General features: G+C 58.1%; 1 protein-coding gene. It reads right to left on the reverse strand.

Translation table 11 applies throughout. The features are described from left to right. On the reverse strand, positions 1–291 hold a 291-nt coding region (locus tag C1H84_RS18430; RefSeq protein ID WP_220124931.1), incomplete at both ends, for a hypothetical protein.

Raw genomic sequence — 291 nt, forward strand, 5'->3', positions numbered from 1 at the left:
ACCGATGCGAACACGGATGTGAACACTGCGGATAACGCGGCTGCGAACACCGATGCGAACACGGATGTGAACACTGCGGATAACGCGGCTGCGAACACGGATGTGAACACTGCGGATAACGCGGCTGCGAACACGGATGTGAACACTGCGGATAACGCGGCTGCGAACACGGATGTGAACACTGCGGATAACGCGGCTGCGAACACCGATGCGAACACGGATGTGAACACTGCGGATAACGCGGCTGCGAACACCGATGCGAACACGGATGTGAACACTGCGGATAACGCG

It is taken from the genome of Glutamicibacter soli (genome assembly GCF_003309065.1).
GTDB classification, from domain to species: Bacteria; Actinomycetota; Actinomycetes; order Actinomycetales; family Micrococcaceae; genus Glutamicibacter; species Glutamicibacter soli.